Annotated in this window: 16 protein-coding genes; 8 read left to right on the forward strand and 8 right to left on the reverse strand. The window is 62.1% G+C overall.

Annotated features, from left to right (window positions below):
- Positions 1–33: 33 nt before the first annotated feature.
- Together F758_RS43190 and F758_RS0102575 are read right to left on the reverse strand one after the other, a co-directional pair.
- Positions 34–1,056, reverse strand: coding sequence for an AraC family transcriptional regulator (locus tag F758_RS43190; RefSeq protein ID WP_024506377.1), 1,023 nt, complete (start codon positions 1,054–1,056; stop codon positions 34–36).
- A gap of 250 nt (positions 1,057–1,306) precedes the next feature.
- Positions 1,307–2,200 carry an SDR family oxidoreductase gene (locus tag F758_RS0102575; protein WP_024506378.1) on the reverse strand — a complete coding sequence of 298 codons (894 nt, stop codon included), beginning with the start codon at positions 2,198–2,200 and terminating at the stop codon, positions 1,307–1,309.
- Positions 2,201–2,584: 384 nt separating this feature from the next.
- Between F758_RS0102575 and F758_RS0102585 the strand changes: the two genes are divergently transcribed.
- Positions 2,585–3,520, forward strand: coding sequence for a lactate/malate family dehydrogenase (locus F758_RS0102585; protein WP_024506379.1), 936 nt, complete (start codon positions 2,585–2,587; stop codon positions 3,518–3,520).
- Positions 3,521–3,563: 43 nt separating this feature from the next.
- Here the strand turns inward: F758_RS0102585 and F758_RS0102590 are convergent, their stop codons facing one another.
- From F758_RS0102590 to F758_RS0102595, 3 genes are all read right to left on the reverse strand, one after another.
- Positions 3,564–5,003: an MFS transporter gene (locus tag F758_RS0102590; protein ID WP_035720580.1), complete on the reverse strand. Its 1,440-nt coding sequence runs from the start codon at positions 5,001–5,003 to the stop codon at positions 3,564–3,566.
- Between the two features lie 99 nt (positions 5,004–5,102).
- Positions 5,103–5,234, reverse strand: a complete 132-nt coding sequence (locus tag F758_RS52715) for a hypothetical protein (protein WP_283805838.1) — start codon at positions 5,232–5,234, stop codon at positions 5,103–5,105.
- Positions 5,235–5,260: 26 nt separating this feature from the next.
- A complete protein-coding gene (locus F758_RS0102595) occupies positions 5,261–5,794 on the reverse strand; it encodes an MFS transporter (RefSeq protein ID WP_157449825.1) in 534 nt (177 codons plus the stop codon).
- Between the two features lie 135 nt (positions 5,795–5,929).
- Here F758_RS0102595 and F758_RS0102600 point away from each other — a divergent pair, with 135 nt between their 5' ends.
- Positions 5,930–6,787 carry a LysR family transcriptional regulator gene (locus F758_RS0102600; RefSeq protein WP_024506382.1) on the forward strand — a complete coding sequence of 286 codons (858 nt, stop codon included), beginning with the start codon at positions 5,930–5,932 and terminating at the stop codon, positions 6,785–6,787.
- Positions 6,788–6,813: 26 nt separating this feature from the next.
- On the opposite strand, the gene F758_RS0102605 is transcribed toward F758_RS0102600, so the two are convergent.
- Together F758_RS0102605 and F758_RS0102610 are read right to left on the reverse strand one after the other, a co-directional pair.
- On the reverse strand, positions 6,814–7,746 hold the full coding sequence (locus tag F758_RS0102605; protein WP_024506383.1) for an AEC family transporter: 933 nt from the start codon (positions 7,744–7,746) through the stop codon (positions 6,814–6,816).
- Positions 7,743–8,639, reverse strand: a complete 897-nt coding sequence (locus F758_RS0102610; RefSeq protein WP_035720449.1) for an NAD(P)-dependent oxidoreductase — start codon at positions 8,637–8,639, stop codon at positions 7,743–7,745. The genes F758_RS0102605 and F758_RS0102610 overlap by 4 nt, the downstream gene beginning before the upstream one ends.
- Positions 8,640–8,750: 111 nt before the next feature.
- Here F758_RS0102610 and F758_RS0102615 point away from each other — a divergent pair, with 111 nt between their 5' ends.
- The 4 genes from F758_RS0102615 (at position 8,751) to F758_RS0102630 (ending at position 14,388) form a co-directional block, all read left to right on the forward strand.
- Positions 8,751–9,626 carry a LysR family transcriptional regulator gene (locus F758_RS0102615; protein WP_024506385.1) on the forward strand — a complete coding sequence of 292 codons (876 nt, stop codon included), beginning with the start codon at positions 8,751–8,753 and terminating at the stop codon, positions 9,624–9,626.
- Between the two features lie 317 nt (positions 9,627–9,943).
- On the forward strand, positions 9,944–10,735 hold the full coding sequence (gene fabI, locus F758_RS0102620; RefSeq protein WP_024506386.1) for an enoyl-ACP reductase FabI: 792 nt from the start codon (positions 9,944–9,946) through the stop codon (positions 10,733–10,735).
- Positions 10,736–11,695: 960 nt separating this feature from the next.
- Positions 11,696–12,598: a polyphosphate kinase 2 family protein gene (locus F758_RS0102625; protein ID WP_024506387.1), complete on the forward strand. Its 903-nt coding sequence runs from the start codon at positions 11,696–11,698 to the stop codon at positions 12,596–12,598.
- Positions 12,599–12,708: 110 nt separating this feature from the next.
- On the forward strand, positions 12,709–14,388 hold the full coding sequence (locus F758_RS0102630) for a Na/Pi cotransporter family protein (protein WP_024506388.1): 1,680 nt from the start codon (positions 12,709–12,711) through the stop codon (positions 14,386–14,388).
- A 160-nt stretch (positions 14,389–14,548) separates the two neighbouring features.
- Here F758_RS0102630 and gap read toward each other — a convergent pair whose 3' ends face one another.
- Positions 14,549–15,556 (reverse strand): type I glyceraldehyde-3-phosphate dehydrogenase, encoded by a 1,008-nt coding sequence (gene gap / locus F758_RS0102635; protein WP_024506389.1) that lies wholly within the window; start codon positions 15,554–15,556, stop codon positions 14,549–14,551.
- 236 nt (positions 15,557–15,792) lie between these two features.
- Here gap and F758_RS0102640 point away from each other — a divergent pair, with 236 nt between their 5' ends.
- Both F758_RS0102640 and F758_RS0102645 read left to right on the forward strand, forming a co-directional pair.
- Complete coding sequence (locus F758_RS0102640; RefSeq protein ID WP_024506390.1) at positions 15,793–17,295, forward strand: L-lactate permease; 1,503 nt, start codon at positions 15,793–15,795, stop codon at positions 17,293–17,295.
- A gap of 205 nt (positions 17,296–17,500) precedes the next feature.
- Positions 17,501–18,511 carry a hydroxyacid dehydrogenase gene (locus tag F758_RS0102645; RefSeq protein ID WP_024506391.1) on the forward strand — a complete coding sequence of 337 codons (1,011 nt, stop codon included), beginning with the start codon at positions 17,501–17,503 and terminating at the stop codon, positions 18,509–18,511.
- The last annotated feature ends 51 nt before the right edge of the window (positions 18,512–18,562 follow it).

An 18,562-nucleotide genomic window follows, 5' to 3' on the forward strand; every position in this document is an offset into this window, starting at 1 on the left:
GACCGTTGCGGAATGACGGCGGTGATCCAGGTTCTAGCCGAGCCTGGCCGCGTCGGATGTCTCGAGGCCGAACGCGCCGATGTTGGACTTCAACGGAAGCTGTTGGCTGAGGACCGACGCCATTCTGTTGCCGCTTCGCCAGCGCGCCGGGGTTTCTCCGGTGATGCGCTTGAACACGGTTGAGAAATGAGCCTGCGTACAGAAACCGACGGCCAGCGCGACCTCGGCAAGGGGCATCTCCGTGGTTGACAGGATGTGCTTGGCACGTTCGATGCGCCGATGCAGAAGGTATTCGCGAGGACGATATCCGGTTGCTGTTCGGAACTGGGCGGCAAAATGCATGCGTGACAGGTTGGCAGCCCTGGCCAGGTCAGGGAGACTGACGCGGCGATGGAGGTGTGCGTCGACGTAGTCCTCTACGCGCCTGAGGCGCCATTTGGGCAGCGCGTTCACTCTGGCCCGCGGCAGCTTGAGGCGGGCGAGATGCATTGCAAGGGCCTGGCCGATGCAGCGGGTGAAATCCCGATAGTCAGCATTACCGTGCTTGATCAGCGTCTTGCCGAGCTGCTCAGCGAAAGAGTCGCGCAACAAAATTAGGTCGTTCAAGCTGGTCTCGGCCAAGTCAGGATCGGTCGCATCGCGATGCCTGCGTAAATAATCGGCCGAGATGTGGAAGTGCAGAAAGTCGCAGGGTGCATAAAACTCGGCACTGAGCTGCCTGGCCGGCGCGGTCACATGCAGCGTACCCGCCGGCATGATGCCGTCGAATATGATCTGACGACCGCTTGTCAATTTCAGGCGCGTCGTCTTCAGGGCGATTCCGACGACGTAACGGTCGGCCGGTCTTGCTGCTGCCTCCCATCGGGAGGAGCTTCGGCCATCGACCCACCGCGACACCACGACATCTTCTGCAGCGTCCGATTCTAGGTCCAGGTGACGCCATTTTGGTTCAAGGCGAAGGCCTTTCGCGTCGTCGCTGCCATGCCGAAATTGCGGCTCGGGCTGAACGTTGATGTAGGGGCGGCCAGTTTGAGCGCTGAAGCTCTCTGTAAGCATCGCTGATCCTTTCTGAGTTCCCGCCGGCCCGAGGGCGACCGCAGAACTCGCGAATGCAACAGTTGCGATGCTCGACAGCTTAGACGTTTCCCGCGATGAAGCTCGTTATAGATGCTTAGCGTCTGTTAGATATCGCAAATCGCCCTTGCCGGCGCGCCAGGCAAGACGCGCAAATATCGTCACGGTTTGAATGGGTTGGCGGGCCTTCACACTGCTTAACGCGCAATGCTGGCGGAAGTCGTGTCGCCTTTCATTCGATAATCGCCGGCTTGAGGATGTCCTCAAGCCCGATCCGCCGCAGCAGTTCCGCGCGCGCACGATCGGCAACTCCGCAGACGGTAGCCGCGCCGTCATGGTCCGGGTCGAAGTGGATCCGCAGGGGGCGTGTACCGAACGGAGTGTCGATGAGTTTCGCTATCGCACTTGCGATGCCCTGGGCATCGGGATCTAGCGCAGAGAGCGCGGCCAATCCCCTGAGCGCGGTTTCGCTGATATCGGCAGTCGGCCCATCCGCATACTCCTCCGCCCTGATCGTGTCGCCGGGCCTGCCAGAGCGGATATAATGATTGGGTCCCAAAGCGCCCGGGACGACGATGGTGGTTTCAATGCCCCAGCGCGCGAGCTCGCCAGCGTAGCTCAAGGCCAGAGCGTCCAGACCAGCCTTTGAAGAGGAATAGGGCCCCAGATAGGGGGATGTGCCGCCTCGCGCGCTGCTTGAGGAAATCCAGACCAGCAGACCCCGTCCCTGTTTTCGCAACTGGGGCAAGGCGGCGCGATTGACCCTTTGCGTGCTCAAAACGTTCGTATCGTAAATCTGGGCGAGCTGTTCCGGCGTAAACGCCTCGGCCGGTCCATAAACGATCTGGCCTGCATTATGGACCACCACGTCGAGCCGGCCGTTCTCGGAGACGATTGCGTCAATTGCCGCATTGACCGAATCCTGGAACGAGACATCGAGCTCCATGCTGCGCAGATCGATGCCATGCTCCCGTGCAAATGCTTCGATCTCCTCCACGCAATGCGCGTTGCGGCCTTTGGTTTCGCGCATCGAAGCGTACACAGTGTGCCCAGCGAGTGCCAATTCCTTGCATGTCGCTCGTCCAATGCCATTTGAAGCGCCGGTGACGACGATGATTTTGCGCATTCCATTCCCTGACCGTATTCCGATTATATCGTTATCGCGCGATGGACGCGCGGGTGTACGCGGTTTCGGCGCGCCAGGTCTTTCGGGCCTCACGAGCGATTTTCAAAACGAACGAGATTTTCGGAAAGGCCCGTATTTTGACCGAGGAGACCGCTCGCGAACCCGCCTGTCATTGGCGCGTTGCGTGATTCGCACAAGGCTGGGACAGGGCATCGCCGTGCAAGTTTGCAATTTGCCGTGCCTCGTCGAAATCTTGTCGCCCTGAGCCGTTCGTTCGCGGTTTGCTGATTTCACTCGCTCCCGATCGCCGTGATACCTTCGGACCTCGAAACAGCGGAGATGAATGCCAATCGGTATGTCAGCGGCTTTCTCGGGAGAAATAATATGAAAGTGGCGATCATTGGCACGGGGGCGGTCGGGGCTGCGTCGCTCATGGCTCTTGTGATGCGCGGCTGTGCAACCGAGATTGTTCTGATCGACAAGACGCGGGAGAAGGCGCAAGGCCTGGCGACAGATGTTCGCTATGGCGCGACACTCTCACCCTCGGTCACGGTGCGAGCCGGCGACTATGCCGATCTGAAGGGCGCCGCATTGGTGATCATTACGGCCGGCGTCAATGAGAAGGCTGGCGGCGCGACCGATCGCAGCGATCCCGCCGGCCGGCTGCGCCTGCTCGATACCAATGTCGCCGTCTATAAAGACATCATCTCGCAGCTTGATGCCGTCGTGCCCGAGATGCTGACGCTGGTCGTGACCGATCCCCCGGACCCGCTTGCCGATGCGGTACGTATGATGGGGCACAGCCGTGTCCTCAGCACCGGGACCTATCTCGACAGTCTGCGATTTGGGTTTCATCTGGCGCAGCGGTTTGGCGTTAGCCCTCATTCAGCCAGTGCTCAGGTCTTGGGCGAACATGGCACGTCGGAAGTGTTCGTCTGGTCTTCGGCACAGGTGAACGGTGTGCCGATCCAAGCCTTGTTGTCGCGCCGACCGAAAGGGGACTTCGAGGAATTTCGGCGCGAAGTCGAGCAAGAGGTAAAATACGCCAATATCTCCATTATTGAAGGCATCGGCGCGAGCCAACACGGCATCGGCATGGTCTGTGCGCGAATTGCCGAGATGATCCTGCGCGATGAACGCGCGGTGATACCGATCGGCCGCTATCATCCGGAGCACAAGGTTACGCTGTCCCTGCCAGCCGTCGTCGGTCGAGCGGGCGTCATCGAGACGCTGCAGCCGGAGCTCTCCAAAGGCGAGCAGGATGCGTTGATGCGAAGCGTCGATGCGTTGAAGGCCGCAATCGGCCGAATGAAAATTTGAGCACGCGGCCTCTGGCAGCCGACGTTAAGTCTTCGGTTGAGAACTAGGCCCCAAGTCTCTTCGGATCAGGCAGCCACAGCGACAGCACGCTGCCGAGGACCAGGAGGCCGACGTTGCAGCCGAGCGCAACAGCAAAGCTATGCGCATAGGCCGCTAGGTCCGGTTCGGTACCAAGCCTGCCGAAGAAGACACCGCCGACGATTGCTACGCCGAGTGCCGCGCCGATCTGGAAGGTGGAGATCACAACTCCCGATGCCAGGCCGGCATGACGTTGGTCGATGCCTCCGACCACCGCCTTGATCACCGAGGGTACCACGATGCCATAGCCGAGGCCGGCCACAAGAAGCGCAACCTCGAGATATCCCGGCGTTGCGCCCAGGACAGACAGGATCACCGTGCCGAAGCCGACGACCTGGACAACGAAGCCGAGCGTCAGGGCGCGCGGCCCGAGGCGTTGCATGATGCCCGCCGAGGCGAAAGAGGCGACGAAATAGCCGATGGCGAAAGGAAGCGTGCGAAGGCCGGCGTCAAGGGGCGTCAGATGGAGACCTCCCTGCAGATAGACCGAAAAGGTCAGGTAAAAGGACGAGAGCATGTAGAACACGAGCGCCATGGCCACGCCGATCGCAAATCCCGATTCCCGGAACAGCGAGAGGTCGACGAGAGGTGAGCCGCCCCGCGAGGTCAGCCGACGTTCAAACCGAATGAAGGCGAACAGCGCGACCGGTGACAGCGCCAGCATGATGATCATCCAGAGCGGCCACCCCGTCTCGCGACCCTGGACCAGAGGATAGACGAGAAGGCCGAGAGTTGCCGAAAGCAGCACGACGCCGCCGATATCGAGCCGCTGTCCGTGGTCAGCTCGCGAGTCGCTAAGAAAGAGCAGGCTGCCCGCAATAGCAACGAGACCGATCGGCACATTGACGAGAAAGATCGCCTGCCAGGTAAAACCGAAGGGATGTGACGACACCAAAACGCCGCCGAGGATCTGGCCGGCGATATTGGCGAGCCCGAACGTTGCGCCGTAGAGCGCAAACGCCGTGCCCTGCTCGGCAGCGGGAAACAGGATGCGGATCGAGGCCAGCACCTGCGGCGCCATCACCGTCGCCGTCAGCCCCTGCAGGATACGTCCGGCGATCAGGACGCCCGGCGACCACGCAAGGCCACAAAGTACGGATGCGAGCGTAAAGCCGGCGACGCCAAGCACGAACATGCACTTGCGCCCCAGCCAGTCGCCGAGCCGACCGCCCGTGATCAGGAAGACGGCGTAAGTCGCGGCGTAGGCGGAGATGACGAATTGCACGTCGCTCGACGTCGCATCAAGGCTCTGGCGGATTGCAGGTAGTGCGAGATTGACGACGTTGAAATCGAGCACCGGCAGGAACGCGCCGATCAAGAGGACAGGAAGCGCGAACCAGCGGCGCGGATCGCCTTCCGCTTCCAAAACGCTCCGTTTTGCAAGGGCTGCTGCGTTGACGCTCATGACTTGCTCCCGCTCACCGGCGCGATCCGGTCGATCGGCCGGCATGTTGTGAATTGGTGGACGCTTAGATCTCAGGGCAGCGGATGCTTGCAATGCCAATCAGTCGCCTGCTGATAGGCGTGGCCCGCCGATGCGCTCGAGCAATCCGCGGGTGAGTTCAACAGGGGAGACGTTGCGTGATCGAACAGCATCGGCCGCCTCGAGCAGGGTCGCGTAGTACATATCGAGCATCCGTTACTCTCAATTGGAGCGGGGGGTTAAACAGTTGGGCGGCTTTCTTTCGCCACCAAGGTAGACAGGGCGCCGCCAAGGATCAGGACCGCAACCGCACAACCAAGCGCAAGCGTGAAGGCGTGCGCATAAGCGGTTGAACTCTGCGCAGCTCCGAGCGCGCCATAGAAGACGCCACCGATGATCGCGATGCCGAGCGCGGATCCGATCTGCAGGGCGGAGATAACAGCGCCTGACGCGAGCGCGGCGCGACGGAGATCAACGCCGCCGCCGACAGCCTTGATCACCGAGGGCATGATGATGCCAAAGCCCATCCCCGCTGCGACGAGGCCGATAAGGCCGCCGTCAGGAAGCATGGATTCGACGGCCAGCATGAGGAGGAAGAAACCGAGCGCCTGAAGGCCGAAGCCGAGGGTCAGCGCATAAGATCCGAGCCGTTGCATGAGGTAGGAGGACGCCAATGAGGCGACGAAACTGCCGCTCACATACGGCAGCGTCGCAATGCCCGGATCCATCGGGGTTAGTTGTCGATCCAGCAGTTGGTCAGTTTCCGCGCTCATCCAGGCTCCTCGATCGCTGGCGGCGCAGTACCCGCCCGATCCTCATGTGCGGCCGGAAAGCTACATAGAGGGAGCTTGACCATATAAAAATAGGATGATTGAATATTTCAGAGATAACGTATTGGCATTTTTCCTGTGCTGACCTTGGATGTCGATGCCGTACAGGCTTTCGTCCTGGTGGCCGATCTTCAGAGCTTCACGCGAGCCGCCGAGGCGCTCGACACCTCGCAGGCTGCGATCAGCGTCAAGCTCAAGCGGCTCGAGGACAGGCTGGGCGAAAAGCTGATCGAGCGGACGCCGCGCCTGGTACGCCTGTCGGCGCGAGGCGCAGCCTTTCTTGGTGTCGCACGCGAATTCATCGCGGCGCATGAGCGCGCTTTGGCGGGTCTGTCGTCTACGTCCCGCCGCTTCACGCTCGGTATTGCCGATCAAGTCGCCGGTCCCGAGTTGCCGCTTCTGCTGGCACGGCTTCATGCCTACGATCCCGCGCTCTTGATCGAGGTTCAGATCGAAGCGTCGCGCAACCTCCTGGATGCGTTCGACCGCGGCGCGCTCGATGCGGCGATCGTTCGCCGCGAGGATGATCGGCGCGATGGCGAGATCCTGGCGCAGGAGCGTTTTGGCTGGTTTGCCGCGCCAGGCTTCGAACATCGCCAAGGCCAGGCGCTTCGGCTGGCCTCGCTGGCAGCTTCCTGCGGCGTCCGCAACATCGCCACGCGGGCGCTCGATGCAGCCGGCGTGAGATGGGTCGAGGTCTTTACCGGAGGCGGGACTGCGGCGGTCATTGCGGCCGTATCGGCCGGCCTTGCCGTCGGCGCCTTGGCGCACCGCGTCGCGCCGGTTGGAGTGGTCGAGATTGGCGAGCGGTTCGCTCTTCCTCCGCTTCCTCCATCCGAGATCGTGCTCCACTCGAGCGTATCGGATGCGCGCTCAAAGGGAGCACTACGCACAGTCGCGGCTGCTTTCAGGGAGCATCGGGCTCCGTCGCCGTGACGCCTCGTTCACCCGAGAACGGGCATTCATGAAGGCGCTATCAGCCATCCGACCCATGGTACCGTGACAACGCTGACAATCGTCGACAGCACAATCGCCGCCGAAACCTGATCCGCATCTGCGGCGTAACGCTGTGCGAGGACATAGTTGCTGCCGGCGGAGGGCAATGAGGCGATCAAAACTCCCGTGCCGCTCCAGAACGCATCGATATGCAGCACATGCGCGAGCACGCACCACACGGTCAGGGGATAGATCACGAGCTTGACCATCGTGACGCTCGCCGCAGCCAAACCGGTCGAACGCTTGATCCGTTGTACGGCGAGCGCACCGCCCACGGCGAAGAGGGCCGTCGGCGCGGCCGAGGCGCCCAGCAGCGCCAGAAAGCGATCCATCGGCACAGGCAGCGCAAACCCGGCAGCGGCGATGGCCGCGCCGGCAACGATCGCCACAATGATCGGATTGTAGATGGTGCTTTTGAGAATGAGCGGACCGACGCCCACGCGGCCGCTCTCGTTGCCAGCCATGATGGCGGCGCCAACCGACATGAGGATCATGACCTCGGCGACGATCGCCATCGCGAGCGGACCGGCTCCACGCTCGCCGAAAAACGCAAGAACGATGGGAGGGCCGAGAAAGCCGAGATTGCTGACAGTCGCCGAGGTCGCGCGCGCGCCGGCGACAGAGGGTCTTTGTCGCTGCAGCAGATGCAAAACGGCGAACATGAGCGCGAACATGAGACATCCGCTCGCCAGGTAACCTGCGAAAAAGACCGGATTGAACGAGCGACCCAGCGGCTCGCTGGCGATCAGCCGTATCACGAGGGCGGGAAGCGCGAAGCGAAAGGAAAATGCGCCGAGCACGTCGAGTGCGGATGGCGGCGTAAGCTGCGCTTTGACCGCGGCCCAGCCGAGCGCGACCATGCCGAAGATCGGCAGACTGAGCAGGACGAAGCTGATCACGGAAGCGCGGCGGAGCGTCGTTCGATCGCGCGGATGACCGCGATCATGTCTTCCTCGCCGAATCCCAGTGCTTCGGTCTGTCCATAAAGCGCGGAGCAGACATCGATGAGCGGCGATGCAATCCCCGCCTCGCGCGCGGCCTCGACCACGAGGCGATTGTTTTTCAGCACATCAGCGATGGCCGCCTGCCGGGCGAAATCCCGGTGCAACAGCTTCGCAGCCTTGACGCGCGATACATCGCTTGCCATTGGTCCGGCATCGAGCACTGCCACGAACCGCTCAAGATCCAGCCCGTGGCGCTCTGCAAAATGCGTTGCCTCCGCAAGGCCCGTGACCATGGTGATGAGAAAGACGTTCACGGCGAGCTTCATCAAAAGCGCGCCCGGAACGGCGCCGCAGTCGAAGCCTTGCCGGCACATCGGCGTGAGCAGGGAGCGGATCGCCGCGATATCCTCGGAGTGCCCAGCCAGCATAGCGACGAGTTGGCCGGCCTCGGCGGGCTTTCTCGAGCCGGAGACCGGTGCCTCGACATAACGGCCGCCCGCTGCACGCACGTCGGTCTCCAGCGCCTTGGAATAGTCGGGCGGCACCGTCGCCATGTTGATCAGGACACGTCCTTTGACCCGCGCGGCAAAGCTAGCATCGCCGCGTCCAAGCACCGCATTGATCGCGGCGCGGTCCGCCAGCATCAGGATCACGACCCCGCAGCGGGCGAAGAGGTCGGCAACATCCTGCGCAACGACCGCGCCGGCCTTCGCCAGGGGAGCGATTTTCGCGGCGGAGCGATTCCAGACGATCAGCTTTGTGCCGGCTTTCACCAGATTGAGGGCCATCGCCTCGCCCATGGTGCCAAGGCCGATGAAGCCCAGGGCATCGGATGGGATCGTTGTCATTCTTCCTCCTTCGAAGCCGCACCGGACGGGTCGCGTTTGCAGGACGCTAGCCTCTCGCCACACTTTCGTATATTGGATAGTTTTGAAGCCTGACTTCACTAAACTCGATAGATGAAGCCGACATTCGACATCGATGCGTTGCGTACGATCGTGGCCGGCACGGAGCTCGGGAGCTTTGCGCGCGCGGCCGTGCAGTTGGGCCGCTCGCAGTCGGCCGTCAGCATGCAGCTGAAGCGGCTTGAGGAGCAGGCGGGCCGTCCGCTATTCCAGCGTAACGGCCGCGGCCTGGTGCCGACCGAGGCCGGCGATGCCTTGCTCGCCTATGCGCGTCGCATCATCGAGTTGCACGACGAGGCTGCCGCCACGCTGGGCTCGACGGTCGCGGCCGCCTCGATCAGGATGGGACTTCCGCAGGACTTCTTCGAAGACGTGATGCCCGAGGCCATCTCGCAATTCTCGCGGCAATGGCCGAGTGTTCACGTCGAGGTGCGGGCTGGCCGCAACTACGCTCTCGAGGACGAGGTGAATGCCGGTCGGCTCGATCTTGCGCTCGCATTTTTCCGGCCCGGTCGCAACAGGCCCGGCGCGTTGCTTGCCCGCTTGCCGATGTTGTGGTTCGGCGGAAAGAGCTTTGCGAAAACAGCGAATGAAAATCGAATCCCGCTCGTTCTCTTCGATCATCCCTGCCTGTTTCGCCAGACCGCACTGCAGGTGCTGGACGGCAAGGGCGTTGCCTGGAGATTGTCGCTCACGACGCCGAGCCTGCCCGGCGTGTGGGGAGCCCTTCGGTTCGGACACGGGATTACGGTCAGAACGGCGCATCGGACGCCTGCGGGCATACGCGAGGTGGGAGCAGAGCTCGATCTGCCGCGCCTGCCGGCGATCGAATTGCGGATGCTTGCGAGAGGCGATCTTTCGCCGGCCGCTTCGCAGCTCCGGGCCGTGCTGGAATCCGTGGTCCGAAAGCGGGTGAGGGGCACGAGATAGAGGCCGGCGCCAGTTCGTCTTCGCTTTGGCTTCACTCCAGCTACAGGTTTAGCGGAGGACTTCCTCCGCTAAGTCCAGTTGGACAGCGATTCTGACCAATTCCGCAATTCGACTGCTTCTTGCTTCGGCGGGGCTCCGCAAGCTTGGCTTTGCGGTCTAACGTCTTGATGGTGCGGCGGCGGCTTCCGTCTTAACCTCTGCGGCAATCGCTGGTGCACGCCGTGGCCCCGACTTCATCCGCGTCGGGTCGTACGTGCCGAGCAAACCGTATCGCTGCTTTGGAAAATGCGTCGGCCAATTCAACGCGCGAGAGCATCATGACCATTTCAGCATTTCCCGAGACCAAGGTCGGCCTTAAGGGACGAAAGGGTCTGATCGTAGGAATCGCTAACGATCAATCGATTGCTTGGGGGTGCGCCAAAGCATTTCGAGCCCTGGGTGCCGATTTGGCTGTAACCTATCTGAACGATCGCGCGAAGAGGTTTGTCGAGCCGCTCGCCAGGGAGCTAGAAGCGCCAATTTTCATGCCGCTGGATGTCAGCGTCGAAGGGCAGACGGAGCAGGTATTCGAGCGGATCGAAAAGGAATGGGGGCAGCTCGACATCCTGCTGCACTCGATCGCATATTCTCCGAAAGAAGCGTTGCACGGACGAGTTATTGATGTCGGGCGCGACGGATTTCTCAAGACCTTGGAAATATCCTGCTGGTCGTTCATGCGAATGGCACATCTTGCGGAGCCGTTGATGAAGAACGGCGGCACAATGTTTACCATGACTTATTACGGCAGCCAGATGGTCGTGGAGAACTACAACGTGATGGGATTGGCCAAGGCGGCGCTTGAGGCCGCGGTGCGTTATATCGCGGCGGAGGTAGGCCCAAAGGGAATACGGGTGCATGCCATCTCGCCGGGCCCGCTGGCGACGCGCGCGGCTTCGGGCATTCCGGAATTCGATGAGCTGTTGGACAAGGCGCAGAGCAAGGCGCCGGCGCGAAGTCTCGTCAGCATCGATGATGTCGGCGCAGCAACGGCGTTTCTCGCGCTTGACGGCGCCAAGCTTATTACCGGTGGTGTCACGTATATCGATGGTGGTTATCACATCATCGATTGAAGCTGTCCCGGGGGCTCACGGCCTGGCGGGACTGCCGTCGACATCAAACTCTCCCGGGTGGCAGCCGCCGGAGTAAATGGTCGCATCGACGCGCTGCCGGGCGGTCACTGGGTCCGATGCGGTGCACACCGTGCCAGCATCGGGTCGGCCTATGAGGCCGAAGGTTGTTTTCCGGCGTGAAAAGTTTCCTCTTGCGATAGGAACCGAATGCGCCGCTTCGCATTCGTAGGCGGTACAAGACCTGCCACGTCAAGTTGAACTACCGAAACCCATTGGAGGATGCGGCCATGCCACAGGTGAAGCAAGCAGCGAAGGAGAGGCGCACAACCAAAGCCGCTGCTGTGACGGCGCTCGGGGCCGCTGGCCTCGGGGTTTCGCTGGTGGGGAGCGCATCCGCTACGACCATGCCCGCGGCTGGTGTCCCGCAATCTGACAACGTCTGGCCCAATCAGCGCTTCGTTCTTGGTGAAGAGGAGATGGCCGACGTCAGTCTCGCCACATTCCATCTGTTCGACAAGGAAAACATCGGCGGCGAGGTGCAGGAAGCCGCCGTTGTTGTTCGTCGTGGCTGCGGCGGTTGCCGAGGCTGCCGCGCTTGGCGTGGCTGCAGGTGCGGCGGCTGCCGAGGTTGCGGCGGCTGCTGCCGGTCCTGGGGACGGTGCCGATTGTGCTAAGTTCCGCGCCCTAACGGCTGCTCGATAACGGGACGGACGCTGGCGCCAAAACCTCAGCTCCGGTACCGCTGCTGGACTTGCATCAAGAAATTGCAAAAAGCGCCCCACAAGCAAATTCGCATGATGGGGCCCGCGCGCGCTTGTCGCTGCTTCAAGCGCGAATGCCGTTTGGAGTGCCAAGCTTTGTATTCCTGGTGACGCTGGCGCGCCGTTTTCCGGGAATACCGGGAAGAATATTGCGCATTTTGAGCCTAGACTGGGCCTCCGCAACAGGGGAGGCCATTCAATGGCCAGAAAAGAAATTCTTGATCGCATCCAGAAGTATATTCGGCCGTACTGTGTCATTACAGGGAAGGACTTCCGGCTGAAGAATTTCGATCCGGCCGACACAAGTCGTCTGGTGCTCGATAAGGGCGAAGCTTCCGAACTCCTCCGGCGTGGCACTGAGTGGCTCGCGGAGGAACAAGACATGCTGTACGCCCAGGATCGCCGGTCGCTGCTGCTGATCTTTCAGGCGATGGATGCAGCCGGCAAGGACGGTACGATCAAGCACGTCATGTCGGGCGTAAATCCTCAAGGGTGCGAGGTCTTTTCCTTCAAGCAGCCGTCGTCGGAAGACCTCAGTCACGACTTCCTTTGGCGTTACTCAAAGCGCTTGCCCGAGCGTGGACGGATTGGAATCTTCAACCGGTCTTACTACGAAGAGGTCCTCGTCGTACGCGTGCACCAGGAGATTTTAGAGCGGCAGAGGCTGCCCGCATCGCTCGTAAGTAAGCGCATCTGGGACGAACGGCTTCTCGACATCGCGCATTTCGAGGATTACCTCACCCGGCAAGGCGTCGTCATTCTCAAGTTTTTCCTGCACCTATCGCGCGAGGAGCAGAAGAAGCGCTTCATGGCGCGCCTCGACCGTGCGGACAAGCACTGGAAATTCTCGCCCGCCGACGTTCACGAGCGCAAGTTCTGGGACGACTACATGCACGCGTTCGAGGAAGCCATCCGTGCGACGGCATCGGAGCATGCCCCGTGGTACATCGTGCCGGCCGACAACAAATGGTTCACGCGGCTCGTAGTCGCCGCGGCCATTGTGGAGGCGGTGGAGAAACTCGACCTCACTTACCCGATGGTCGACCCGGAGAAGAGGAGGGAGTTGCAAACTATACGCGCGGCCCTCAGCCGCGAGAAATAGGTGACGCCGCGCAGCGGTCGCCCATTGCGCAGCCTCGTCGGATGCCTTCGCTCTGCTGCTGCGCTATAGTGCAGGAGCTGGCCTGATCGTCATTCGGCTCAGGAGCGCGCATGTCGACGGCAATCTCGGTACTCGGCGGCGTAGGTCTCTTCCTGCTTGGCATGACCGTGATGACGGAAGGCCTCAAGGCGCTGGCCGGGTCGGCCCTTCGAACGGTGCTCGGCAAGGCGGCGGCGACACCGCTGCTCGGCTCCTTTTGGGGTGCCATTGTCACGCTTCTGGTGCAGTCCTCCAGTGCAACGACCATGACGACGATCGGTCTCGTCAGCGCAGGCTTGTTGACGTTCCAGCAAGGATTGGGCCTCGTCTTCGGCGCGAATGTGGGCACCACCGGCACCGGCTGGCTGGTCGCGCTCATCGGCGTCCGCGTCTCGCTCACGGCGGCGGCGCTGCCAATGATCTTCGTCGGTGCGTTGGCCAAGCTTCTGGCCCGCGGGCGAATATCCGGGGTGGGCGCCGCGCTCGCCGGGTTCGGGCTGGTCCTTTTTGGGCTGACAACCCTGCAGCAGGGCATGGGCGGGCTAGCCGAACGATTGCACCCGGCGGACCTGCCTGTCGTTCTCGCAGGTCCCGAAGCCCGGTGGTGGTCGGGCCTGGTCGGTGTACTGGTGCTGGTCGTGGTCGGGCTGGTGATGACCGCGCTGATGCAGTCGTCAACGGCCGCCGTCGCGGTGACGTTGTCCGCCCACTACGCCGGTGCGGTCGGGTTGGACCAGGCCTGTGCGCTGATCATCGGCCAGAACATCGGGACAGCGACGAGTTCCTCCTTGGCGGCGATTGGCGCGAGCACCACCGCCAAGCGGCTGGCCATTGCTTATGTCCTGTTCAAGCTTATCGCCGCCCTTATTGCGCTGGTGCTTTTTCCCTTCGTCACCCCTCTTCTCTTGCGTGCCTCCAAGACCGTCGATGGCGTCACGCTGCTGGCCGGTTATCACACGGCGTACAATCTGGTCGGCGTGTTGGTCCTGCTGCCGCTGGTCAACCGGTTCACTCGGCTGGTCGAGCGTATTCTGCCCGAGCGTGGCTCACCGCTCACGCGTTGCCTCGATCCCTCGGCGCTTGCGACGCCGATCGTAGCGGTGGAAGCAGTGCGGAAAACGATCGCACAGGCGCTCGCAACGGTATGCGGTTCGATCGAGGCGGCCCTACTCGGCCGCGCTGAACCAATCCGCCTGGGGAAGGATGCCGTATCGGTGCAGGAGGCGGCCCACGCCTTGCGCCAGGCACAAATGTTTCTCTCGGACGTGACCGGGCCGCCTGACACCGATGACGAGCAACAGCGCCTCACGAGCACACTACACGCGCTCGACCACGCGTCTCGACTGGCGGAATCGGCGAATGGACCGATCGACTTCGGCGCGGTGGGCGGCGGACCCGAGGACATCCGCACCCGAGAGCTATGCGCAGAAGCGATGCGAGGCGCAGCCGCGATTGCGCGCGGAGTGGCGGCGCCGCTTCGTGCTGCGCAGGTCACGGCAATCTCACCGGACGCCGGCGCCGTGGCTGACCGGCGTGTGATCTCGACGAGCGAGGCCATCACCGAACTCGAGCGCTGTGCCATGCAACTGGGCGAATTGCAGCGCACCCATCGCAGCACGACGCTGGGCGCGGTCGTCAATGGAACGCTCACCGCCGACGCGGCGCTCGTCCGCGTCGAAACGGTTCGAAGCCTCGAGGCGCTGTCGCGTCACGCTTGGCGCTCTGCAGCTCATCTTGTCGGCTACGGCTAGCTTGGTCAGCCTTCCCACTCACGCGACGAGCCGCGGGAGCGCATTCCAGCCGCAAACTCAGTCCGCACATGGGTGCGCTGCTGTGGCCTCCAAACGTTCGCATGACCGAGCCGCGGCCACCGGACCCTCGCGGGGAGAATGCGCCGAAGATCCTCGCTTCTCAGATCAGCTTTCCCATCGCTACGGCGGTGTCCGCCATGCGGCACGAGAAGCCCCACTCGTTATCGTACCACGACATGACGCGGACCAAGGTACCATCCATAACCTTGGTCTGATCCATGTGAAAGACGGAGCTGTGCGGATCGTGGTTGAAGTCGACCGAAACATTGGGATCGTTGGTATAGCCGAGGATCCCCTTGAGCTGCTGGTCGGCCGCGCGCTTGATCGCGGCGTTCACCTCGTCCTTCGATGTCGCTCTCTTGGCGACAAATTTGAAGTCGACGGCCGAGACATTCGGCACCGGCGCGCGAATGGCGACGCCATCGAGTTTGCCGTTGAGTTCAGGCAGCACCAGGCCGACGGCTTTCGCCGCGCCGGTCGACGTCGGGATCAACGACATCGCCGCGGCCCGCGCGCGGTACAAGTCCTTGTGCAAGGTATCCAGCGTCGGTTGATCACCGGTATAGGCATGGATCGTTGTCATGAAGCCCTTTTCGATCCCGATCGCGTCGTTGAGCACCTTGGCAACCGGCGCCAGACAGTTGGTTGTGCACGAGGCCGCGGAGACGACCTTGTGCTCCTTGGAAAGCCCGTCGTGATTGACGCCGTAAACCACCGTAATGTCTGCTCCGTCGGCCGGTGCCGAGACCAGAACGGCCTTCGCGCCCGCTATGAGATGAGCGGAAGCTTTGCTTTTCGAATTGAAGACTCCCGTGCATTCGAGCGCGATGTCAACGCCCAGGTCCTTCCACGGCAGACTTGAGGGATCCTTGATCGCGGTCACCCTAAACTTGCCATTGCCAATGCTGATGGTGTCGCCTTCGACCTTGACCTCGCCGGGGAAGCGGCCGTGCACGGAATCGTACCGTAGAAGGTGCGCGTTGGTCTCGACAGGGCCGAGGTCATTGACCGCGACCACTTCGATATCCTTGCGGCCGTTTTCAAAGATGGCCCGGAGAATATTACGGCCGATGCGGCCGAATCCGTTGATGGCGACGCGAACGGTCATTTTTCGGCTCCCTTTCTTGGCAGCAAGGCCAAATCGGATAGGGGCAGCGGGGTGACGCGCGCTAAGCTCTCATTCGTGGAAGCGAGTCACTCAAAGACGAATAGCTTCGACCCGAAATCATACAACGCGACCGTAGATTGTGATAGATTTAATCGAGCTCGCGATTGATGTTCCCTTTGATCGGAGAGCCATTCGCGGTTGCGATTTGAGTCCAATTCAAGCGCACGGAAAGTTGAATGGCAGCCTTGGTCGCGACTGCTCCGCTCGCCCTGATCGTTCTCCTCATGGCCGCATTGCGGTGGTCTGCCGCAAATGCGGGACTGGTCGGGCTGGTGGCGGCCACGGTTTGCGCGGTCGGATTCTTCGGCTTTGGAACGAGTATCCACGGTGAGCTGGGCATTGCCGGAGCGCTCATCGGAACCGGTGCGGAGGCCGTTTTCTCCGCCCTCGACATCCTGTGGATCATCCTGCCGGCCCTATCACTCTATGAGCTTCAGCAGCGCTCGGGTGCGATCGATGCCATCCGGACGGGGTTGATAAGCCTGTCCTCGGACAAGACCTTGCTTGCCATCATCATCGCCTGGTTCTTTGCGCCGTTCATGGAAGGCGCGGCGGGCTTCGGCACGCCTATCGCTCTGGCTGCGCCTCTCCTGGTCAGCCTCGGCTTCACACCCGTCGTGGCGGTCGCTTTACCGCTCATTGGTCATGTCGCGGGCACTTCTTTTGGCGCGCTCGGCACTCCGATCCTCGCACAGGCCGACGTGTCAGGAATCAGCGGCAACAGCATCGCGCTCCCGACCGCCTTACTGCACGCGAGCCTAGCGCCATTGTTGGTGCTTTCGATCGTGTTCATCGCGAGCACAGGACGTTTCCAGGCGAAATACGCGGCATGGGCCATCGTCGCCGCCGTCTGTTTCCTGCTGCCTTACCTGGCGTTGGCCACATGGGTGGGACCAGAGCTGCCGACGATCGGCGGAGCACTCGCCGGCGGATTTGCATTCGCTTTCGTCCTGAGGTTGATCCACGCGGAGCAGGCCGAGACCCTGGATGCGAGATCGCTCGCCATTGCTGGTCTGCCATATGCCGTGCTGGTCGGCCTGATCCTTCTGACGCGTCTCGTTCCGCAGATCCGCGATACGCTCCGGCAGGTTGTGCTCGAATGGGCGCTGCCCGGACCGTTCGGCGGCCGGATCGAGCCCCTCTATCATCCCGGGACCATGCTGTTCGCCGGATTTCTGTTTGGCGGGCTCCTGCAGGGCTGCAAGCTTGCCGATCTGGCCGGTGCCGTCGCCGCCGCCGTTCGTCGGCTGGTTCCCGTCGCCGTTGCCTTGTTCGCGATGCTTGCCATCGCCCGGCTAATGGTCCATGCGGGCATGATAGAGGCGCTGGCGGCGACGGCCACACGGGCCGGTCGCGCGTGGCCGCTGCTTGCTCCTTCGGTTGGGGCAATCGGCTCCTTCATCACGGGCTCCACAACCGTCTCCAACATCCTCCTGACGGATCTTCAGCAGGCGGCGGCCGTCAGGCTCGGTCTGCCAATGCTAGCGTTGATCGCCGCCCAAGGGTTCGGAGCTGCCGTCGGCAATTGTGCGGCTCTGCACAACATCATCACGGGCGCCGCCACGGTCGGTCTGCAAGGACGTGAAGGCGATATTCTGAGGACGACGGGACCGATTTGTCTTGGGTATCTTGCGCTCGGAGGCATTCTGGCGCTGACGCTCGCTCGATGGTTCCCCTGAACAGGTTGAAGAACGACCGGGAGTGCACGTCGTCTGCTGCTGACAGGGAGCAAAGATACTGCAGGACCACTGTCCTATCTGGAAATGCGCGGCTTGGACTGAATACGGGCCATCAATCGTCGGTTGCATGCACCAGTTTACTCAAAGGTTGGACCGTGTAAGGTAATCCGAGCCTTGGACCCGTGCTCCGACCCGGGAGGCCACAATGAACATCGTTATGTTCGAGACCGAGGAATGGGAGCGTCAGGCCTGCGTTCGCCTCGAGCCGCACCATCGCGTGCGATGCGTTGCTGAGCCGCTGGACCAGCGGAACGCGGCTGACTTCGCCGACGCGGAAGTCGCCAGCCCATTCGTCAATTCGCGGCTTGACGCATCGGCACTTTCGCACTTTCCGAGGCTGAAGCTGATAGCGACGCGATCCACTGGATACGATCACATCGATCTGCCCTACTGCGCCGCGCATGGCATCATTGTCTCGAACGTGCCTGACTACGGCGACTCGACGGTGGCCGAGCACGTGTTCACCCTGCTGCTCGCGGTTGCACGCAAGCTTGTGGAGGCGGTGGAGCGGACGCGGCGCGGGCGCTTCACGCAAACCGGGCTGCGGGGCTTCGAACTGCGCGACCGGATGATCGGCGTGGTCGGTACCGGTCGCATCGGGCTCCGCGTCATCGAAATCGCGCGCGGCTTCGGCATGAATGTTGTTGCTTACGATCTCCAACCGGACGAAGCGGCGGCGAACCGTCTCAAGTTCGCCTACACCAGCCTCGATAAGCTGTTGTCCGATGCCGACGTCGTTACGTTGCACGTGCCAGCAACGCCTGGCACCCTCCGCATGCTTTCAGATCGCGAGTTCTCGCGCATGAAGCCGGGTGCAATCCTGATCAATACGGCACGCGGCCATATCGTTGACGTCGAAGCGCTGGTGCGGGCACTGGCCGATGGCAGGCTCCGCGGCGCTGGCCTGGACGTCCTGCCGCAGGAGCCCTTGATCCGCGAAGAGGCAGCGATCTTCCATCAGGAGGCGATCCGGGACGCGGAGGATTTCAAGGCGCTCGTTGCGAACCATGTGTTGCTGCGTTTTCCCAATGTGATCGTTACGCCGCACAACGCCTACAACACCGAGGCGGCGCTGGAGCGCATCATCGCGACGACACTTGCGAACATCGAGGCGTTTGCGCAGGGGACGCCACAGAACGTTGTATCGGCGCATTGAAGTTGGTGTCGGAGGCGGATTGCTTGCGGCGCCCCGCGAGCGGCTTCGCAG

Origin of the sequence: Bradyrhizobium sp. ARR65 (assembly GCF_000472385.1) — a bacterium.
Classification (GTDB): Bacteria; Pseudomonadota; Alphaproteobacteria; order Rhizobiales; family Xanthobacteraceae; genus Bradyrhizobium.